Origin of the sequence: Acinetobacter sp. YH16031, from assembly GCF_013417335.1 — a bacterium.
Taxonomy (GTDB): Bacteria; Pseudomonadota; Gammaproteobacteria; order Pseudomonadales; family Moraxellaceae; genus Acinetobacter.
Map to the genome: position 1 here is coordinate 1 of NZ_VPED01000052.1, position 7,662 is coordinate 7,662.

The 7,662-nt window shown below is 45.8% G+C and carries 6 protein-coding genes and 1 pseudogene; 3 read left to right on the forward strand and 4 right to left on the reverse strand.

Annotation, left to right across the window (positions count from 1 at the left end):
• Together FTV31_RS14965 and FTV31_RS14970 are read left to right on the forward strand one after the other, a co-directional pair.
• Nucleotides 1-494: glycine zipper 2TM domain-containing protein (locus FTV31_RS14965; RefSeq protein ID WP_218948745.1), on the forward strand; the 494-nt coding region annotated here is incomplete at its 5' end.
• Between the two features lie 10 nt (nt 495-504).
• Nucleotides 505-1,041, forward strand: a pseudogene (locus tag FTV31_RS14970) (DUF5384 family protein).
• Between the two features lie 533 nt (nt 1,042-1,574).
• Here the strand turns inward: FTV31_RS14970 and FTV31_RS14975 are convergent.
• The 4 genes from FTV31_RS14975 to FTV31_RS14995 all read right to left on the reverse strand — a co-directional run bounded on the left by FTV31_RS14975 (nt 1,575) and on the right by FTV31_RS14995 (nt 5,057).
• Nucleotides 1,575-1,790, reverse strand: a complete 216-nt coding sequence (locus FTV31_RS14975; protein WP_000137422.1) for an MbeD family mobilization/exclusion protein — start codon at nt 1,788-1,790, stop codon at nt 1,575-1,577.
• Between the two features lie 6 nt (nt 1,791-1,796).
• On the reverse strand, nt 1,797-2,288 hold the full coding sequence (locus FTV31_RS14980) for an MbeB family mobilization protein (protein ID WP_140428842.1): 492 nt from the start codon (nt 2,286-2,288) through the stop codon (nt 1,797-1,799).
• 677 nt (nt 2,289-2,965) lie between these two features.
• Complete coding sequence (locus FTV31_RS14990; protein ID WP_058663788.1) at nt 2,966-3,310, reverse strand: MobC family plasmid mobilization relaxosome protein; 345 nt, start codon at nt 3,308-3,310, stop codon at nt 2,966-2,968.
• A gap of 1,049 nt (nt 3,311-4,359) precedes the next feature.
• Nucleotides 4,360-5,057, reverse strand: a protein-coding gene (locus FTV31_RS14995) for an IS1 family transposase (protein ID WP_225905514.1) whose coding sequence is annotated in 2 segments (ribosomal slippage) — nt 4,360-4,808 and nt 4,808-5,057 — 699 coding nt in all. Because the reading frame shifts where the segments join, the coding sequence is not laid out codon by codon here.
• A 147-nt stretch (nt 5,058-5,204) separates the two neighbouring features.
• On the opposite strand from FTV31_RS14995, the gene FTV31_RS15000 reads away from it, so the two are divergent.
• A complete protein-coding gene (locus FTV31_RS15000) occupies nt 5,205-6,746 on the forward strand; it encodes a phosphoethanolamine transferase (RefSeq protein WP_095092192.1) in 1,542 nt (513 codons plus the stop codon).
• Nucleotides 6,747-7,662 lie beyond the last annotated feature (916 nt).

Sequence of the window (7,662 nt, forward strand, 5' to 3'; positions counted from 1 at the left end):
TAGCCCTACTAACCGCCTCGATTACCGCTTTATCAGGCTGTCAATCCAATGCCGATCAATATGCTGCTGACGTTTATGACACAGGGCAACTGAATGCAAAACAGGAGACGAAAACTGTAAACATAATTTCTGTTTTGCCTGCGAAGGTTGCTGTTGATAACACTGCAAACAAACAAGCTGCACAAACCTTTGGGGCAATCCTTGGCGCTGTGGTTGGCGGTGTGGCTGGTCATAACGTCGGAAGTGGTAGCGGACTTTGCACAACAGCCGGAGCCGTTGGCGGTGGTGCCGTCGGTGCCGCAGTAGGAACATTAGTCAAAGATAAATCTATCGTTGAAGGTGTTTCTTTAACTTACAAAGAAGGGACAAAGGTATTTACATCAACTCAAGTAGGAAAACCATGTCAGTTTACTACTGGTTTAGCTGTTGTTATTTCCACAAAAAATAATGAAACAAGAATCCAGCCAAACACAACATGCCCGGTAAAAAAATAAGATTCAAACGATGAAAAGAATCATTATACCCCTCATCCTTTCTTTTAGTGGAAGCAGCTTTGCAAACTCACTTCAAGAACAATTATCTGCAGTAGCTCAAACTGAACAGCAGGGAAAAGCTGAAGAGCAAAGACTCATGGATATCCAGAGAGAAAAAATTGAGGAAAACAAACGGCTTGAGCAAAAAAGGAGAGAAAGAGCAAGAGCAGAAGCGAACAGGAGAGCAGCCATAGCTTCTGCAGAGAGAAAAGCTCACCGTGAAAGAATCGAAGCTGAGCTCAAAGCCGATAAAAATAGAGATCAGAAATATGAAGATGAACTAAGAAAGCTTGAAATCGAAAAACAAAAGTTAGCATTAGCCAGGGAAGAGGCAAGAGTTAAACGCGAAAATTAATTCATAGACCAAGAGTTAAAAAACAAGGCAGCCCAAACAGATGTAATTCAATCTCACGCCGGCTCAAACAGAAATATTTCAGAAGGCGGGAAAGATTTAATGAAAAGCGAAGGGAAAGCCAGAGAAAAAGAAGCTGGAGAATGGTTTAACTAGCTTCATTTTTATAATTAAAGTTGATTTCAAGTTTAATTAACAACGGATGTTATTTACCATAACATCTGTTGCCCGCACCGCTCCGGACGGGTTCGCCACAAACGGGGCGGCAGTCAGGTAAAACCGGCAACAAACCACCCGATACACCGCCCCGTTCGTGACAGATAAATTTTACCCGACTGCATAGCCATGCAGCCAGATGCATGGCGTGTAAAGTCACACTAAAATCAGCGCGAACGCCTTAAAAACAGGTAAATGCTTCTCCAGCCAGTCCCACAGCCCGGCCGCCAGATACAGGCAGTTAAGTACAGCTTCAATGACGTTAAGCAATTTCATAATTCCCCCCCAGGTATAGGCCGTGATCTTTTTAATCACGAACCTATTTAGCGGGAGAAGTAAGAGCCCCTCTTCGTGCGGGTTGTCAGCTGCCTGGATGGTTTAAAGTGTCGGCCCGCGGTAGGTTTTCTGCGGCTGGCGCTCCAGCTCCAGTGTTTTCTGATACTCATTCTCCCTCTGCCGGAGCTCGATGGCATTCAGTTCCCGGACAAGCGGCGCAGCTGCTCGCTTAAACTCAGCACCTGCGTGCTCAAGTCCGACACGCGCTCGTTCAGCACCGCGTTCTCCCGTTGCATAAGCCCACACATGCTCCGCCATTCCGCGAAGGCGCTCTCCCATTCGTCCAGCCTTTGCGAGTAGTCCTGCTGTAGCTGCTCTAATGCGCTCAGCAACTGCTTTTCCAGCTCTGTCATCTTCCGCTACTCCTGTTTCAGGCGGATCCATGTCGTCCCGCCGTAAGGGATGGCTTCGGTTTTCATCCCCGGCGGTAGGATAAGAAACCTCCGGCCGTCGCTGCTCTCCTGATAGCGCACTCCCCACGTCCGGGCGGTCATTTTCGCCAGGGTATCTTCCTGCTGACGAAGATGCGTGTAATTGTCGGTTATCTGCTGCCCCTGCCACCACAGTATGCTCCCGCTCGTGCCGATCAGCAGCGCTGACACCATCAGGATGGTGAGCCATGTCCGCCCGGCAGTCCGCAGTACGCTCCGCCGGTTTTTCTCCATCGCCTCGCTCATACTCTGCTCGTGGGCGAGGATGGCGTCGCTGATTCTCCTCGCGCTTGCGCTCAGTTCCGCTCTGACAGACTGCTCGTGCTCGCAGAATGCGGCTTTCAGCATCTCGCCAGTACTCTTCTGCTGCGCTTTCGATTGCTGCTCTAAGTCCTTCGCTAGCGTTAAAAGATTGCTCATAGATAGCTCCCTTCAGTCGGATGTTTCGCCCCCCGTCCGGGTCGGCAATGCTGATACTGCTTTTCGTGGTGCGCACCACCTTAAAACCTGCACCTTCAAGAGTGTCAGTGACATCCTGACGGCTTTTCAGCTCCCCGGACGAGGCTAAGCTCAGTAGTCCCCGGGTAATGGCTTCTGCGGCCTCCTGCGTCGTTTTCGGCAGCCCGGACGGCGTGACCAGCGCCCGGCGGTTTTCCGGCGCGTTCGGGTCGTGCAGCCCCAGTCTGCCGTTCACGATAGTCTGCCAGGCATCGATGCGCGGCCGGTCGGCGCGGTCGTAGTAAGGCTGGAGCCGCCTGCCGGTCAGCAGCTCGGTATTGGGGATCAGAAAGTTCAGCTCCAGACGCCCCTTGTCCGCGTGCTCCACCCACAGAATGCTGTACTGATCTTTATCGAGTCCGGGCATCAGAACCCGCTCGAAGCTGGCCATCAGTTTTTCCCGCTGGCCGGGAGGGAGATCGGCCTCCGCAAACGACAGGACGCCGGAGGTGTATTTCTTAACGTAAGGCGACGCGTCAATCAGCTCCCGGACTTCTTCCGGCTTCCCCTGCAGGACGGTGGCGCCTTCACGCTGCCGGTCTTTACCCAGCAGATAGTCCACCGGCCCGGCGCCACCGCCGCGACCGCGTGGATGAAATTTAACGATCATCGTCCGTTCCTTTCTCAAGAACGGCGTGCCGCAGCCGCTCAAGTCCGGCATCGATGGCCATCAGCGCCGCCACAATCTGTACCCTGTCATGGCCAGTACCGCCGCCGGTGTTAACACGGCGGGCTATCTGGTTCAGGTTATTGCCCATGCCGGCAAGCTGGCGCAGCAGCGCCGGCGAAATTGAGGGGAGCTTTCCGGTGCGCGCAGGCTTTTCGTCCAGGCAGGTCTGCCGCATCCAGGCCGCCAGCGGCCTGCCGTCACAGCGCTCAAGCAGCCGCCGGTGCTCGTCCTCCGTCACCCACATGGTGAGCATCTTGTTCCGTTTCTCTGACAAACCGGCCTCCTGATAACGCCGGGACGGGCGGGAAAGCCTTTCCCGGTCGGCGCGGGGTTGGACAAGCCGCAGGCGCGTCAGGCTTTTGGCGGGTTTCGGGGCGCAGCCCTGAACCAGTCACGTAGCGCTAGCGGAGTGTATACTGGCTCAATATGTTACGGCGGAGTAACACTTAATAAAAGTGCTTCATGTGGCAGGGGAAAAATGCAGCTGCAGGGCGTACAGGAGAAAATGGAGGTTACAGTGATATGACGCCTCCTCGCTCACTCGGTCGCTTCCGCTCCTGACGTTCGGCTGCGGCGGGCGTTACCTGCAAACGGATAAGAGCAAAGGCATACGGCATGGCAAGCAGGACAGGAAGAGGATACGGAGCTGCCGTTTTTCCATAGGCTCCGCCCCCCTGACGAGCATCACGAAATCTGACGCTCAAATCAGTGGTGGCGAAACCCGACAGGACTATAAAGATACCAGGCGTTTCCCCCTGATGGCTCCCTCGTGCGCTCTCCTGTTCCTGCCTTTCGGTTTACCGGTGTCATTCCGCTGTTATGGCCGCGTTTATCTCATTCCACGCCTGACACTCAGCTCCGGGTAGGCAGTTCGCTCCAAGCTGGACTGTGTGCACGAACCCCCCGTTCAGTCCGACCGCTGCGCCTTATCCGGTAACTATCGTCTTGAGTCCAACCCGAAAAGACACGACTTAACGCCACTGGCAGCAGCCACTGGTAGAGGGTGTACAAGAGATTACTGATGCAGAGTTCTTGAAGTTAGAGCCAAACTACGGCTAAACTGGAAGGACGAATTTGGTGGCAGCGGTCTTGTACACCCTGTTACCACGGTTCAGAAGTTCCCCAACTTACTGAACCTTCGAAAAACCACCTCCCCAGGTGGTTTTTTCGTTTCTGGATAAGAGACTACGACGACAGACGGACGATCTCAAGAAAATCCTCTCTAACAGGTTATATTCAGAGTAAAAAAAGTGAGCTTAAATATGGCTTTTTCAATAGCAGAAGTGCGCGAGGGGCGTATCGGTTCTTGGTAATGACTCCAACTTACTGATAGTGTTTTATGTTCAGATAATGCCCGATGACCTTGTCATGCAGCTCCACCGATTTTGAGAACGACAGTGACTTCCGTCCCAGCCTTGCCAGATGTTGTCTCAGATTCAGATTATGTCGCTCAATGCGCTGAGTGTAACGCTTGCTGATAACGTGCAGCTTTCCCTTCAGGCGTGATTCATACAGCGGCCAACCATCCGTCATCCATACCACGACCTCAAAGGCCGACAGCAGGCTCAGAAGACGCTCCAGTGTGGCCAGAGTGCGTTCACCGAAGACGTGCGCCACAACCGTCCTCCGTATCCTGTCATACGCGTAAAACAGCCAGCGCTGACGTGATTTAGCACCGACGTAGCCCCAATGTTCGTCCATTTCAGCGCAGACAATCACATCACTGCCCGGTTGTATACGCGAGGTTACCGACTGCGGCCTGAGTTTTTTAAGTGACGTAAAACCGTGTTGAGGCCAACGCCCATAATGCGTGCACTGGCGCGACATCCGACGCCATTCATGGCCATATCAATGATTTTCTGGTGCGTACCGGGCTGAGAGGCGGTGTAAGTGAACTGTAGTTGCCATGTTTTACAGCAATGAGAGCAGAGATAGCGCTGATGTCCGGCAGTGCTTTTGCCGTTACGCACCACGCCTTCAGTAGCGGAGCAGGAAGGACATCTGATGGAAATGGAAGCCATGCAAGCACCTAAAAATCACCATCATACACTAAATCAGTAAGTTGGCAGCATTACCGAGAGCGGCTTTTTAATTAAATAATGATTTCCTATGATTTTTTTTTTAAACTTACTTACTTACTTACTTACTTATATCTATGTTATCAAATAATGAACATCATCAATAAAATTTCAAAAAACCATCAAAAAAACATATACATAGCTTTATGTATTATTAATCTAATTTTTATAATTAATACTTCCCATAGAATAATCGCTAGTAATATTTATTACTCCTTAACGCTTATCATACTTGGTGTTATTTTTTTCTATGGTTACACTTCAAAAATTAATTCAATTATTTCTTTATCAATATCAAGTTTTATTATTTCACTTCTATTTGTTGATTTAATGACATATCGAATGACCTCCTGGTATTTTCATCAGGTGCCAAATGAAATCATTAATATTATTCTTGATACTAACCCAGATGAGATTAATAGTAATTTTTTCTTTTCAACAAAAGAAATCATAGGGCTACTAATCATAGCATGTAACTTCTTATTTATTCTTATTGGAAAAAGAGACTCTAAATTTCAGTTAAGGCATTTTTATATTTTCATTATTCTGTTTGTTTCTTTGTTAATCGCCTTTAAGCCATTAGGATTAGCTTTGAAAGAAATTAATAAAGGTTTATCTGAACTTAAGAAAAACGCACAAATTATAAAAGATAAAAAAAACTTCAAGTGGGATTCTAAATCTACAATAAATGATAAGCAAACAGTGGTTCTTTTTTTAGGCGAAACTAATAGAGGAGATTATTTACATTTTAATGGTTACCCTAAAAACACAACCCCAAATTTAGATAAAGAAAATTTAGTTTCTTTTAAAAACACAATATCTCAAGGAGCATATACTTTAGTTTCCACACCAATGATCCTTTCTAGAAAAGGTGTGTATGATAATGGTCTTTTTAATGAAACATCAATAATTAGTGCTTATAAAGAGGCTGGATATGAAACTTGGTATGTTTCTTATCTGAGTAAAAGTCACATAGGAGATAATGAAATAAATTTAATTGCAAATGAAGCTGATCATTATGTTGTATCTGATGTCAACGTGAATACATTAGAGAAAATATTAAATAATAAAAGCAAGAAAAAGCTCATAGTTTATAAAACTATCGGGAGTCATTATCTGTATCATACAAGGTATCCATCAAATTATGATGTTTTCAAACCATCTTTTAATGAAAAAACATATTCAACTCCATCTTTAAAAGATAAGGATAAATTAGAAAATAGCTATGCTAATTCAGAATTATTTTCTGTTGATAAACAGATAAGCGATTTCATTAATGTGTTAAAAAATACAGATGGACTTGCATATTTATCTTTTATTTCAGACCATGGAACTGCTATTTATGATGATGGTAAATCGTTGTATGGCGGTAATACAAAAGGCAACTATAACATTGCTCATTTTTTTTGGTTTAATGATTTATACCACAAACAACATCCTGAGCTAATACAAAAACTTTCAATTAATAAAGATAAAAAAATAACATCCGAATGTTTCGTAGATACTAGTTTAGAGTTATCCTTTATTGAAAGTAAGATTAAAAAAGGTTGTTCCCTACTAAACGATAAATTTATTGAAAAACAGCGATTGGTGAAAAATGGTAAAGTTTATGATTTCGACCAAGATTTATAAAATGATTTCCATATAATTGAACTAGCTAAAACTTAACCTGGCAGTTACTTATTTTTATTAGGTGTCTGTCAGGTTAAATATGTTTACTAAGTTATACAAAATATAAGACACTGTTGCAAAGTTAGGGAAGGTGCGAATAAGCGGGGAAATTCTTCTCGGCTAACTCAGTCATTTCATTTCTTCATGTTTGAGCCGATTTTTTCTCCCGTAAATGCCTTGAATCAGCCTATTTAGACCGTTTCTTCGCCATTTAAGGCGTTATCCCCAGTTTTTAGTGAGATCTCTCCCACTGACGTATCATTTGGTCCGCCCGAAACAGGTTGGCCAGCGTGAATAAGGGGTGAGTTTGGAGATTGGAAATTATTGTACGTTAAGCCTGTTTTTTGAACAGATCGCGCTATCGCAATAGGGTGTACTCCTGCACTATACGGCATTTAGCCTGTATGTTTGGGTAATGAGACAACCTAAATGCGACAGCGTGAGCGCAATAACTTAAATGCGATAGTCAGTAACAATAAATCAATCAGTTACCAATCAGAAACGGTTAAATTATGTTCTTAACGTACAATAATTTCCATTTCCCAAACCGACCCCAGGAAGGACATCTGATGGAAATGGAAGCCACTGGAGCACCTCAAAAACACCATCATGCACTAAATCAGTAAGTTGGCACCATTACCGGAAAATCAACCACCACCTTTAGCCTTTACTTTTTACGGATAATTCCTAAAAATGTTTTTTTTACATTAAGAAACAGGAAGTCACATGAGCTCAAAAAAACACTGTTAAGCATAGCCCTACTAACCGCCTCGATTACCGCTTTATCAGGCTGTCAATCCAATGCCGATCAATATGCTGCTGACGTTTATGACACAGGGCAACTGAATGCAAAACAGGAGACGAAAACTGTAAACAT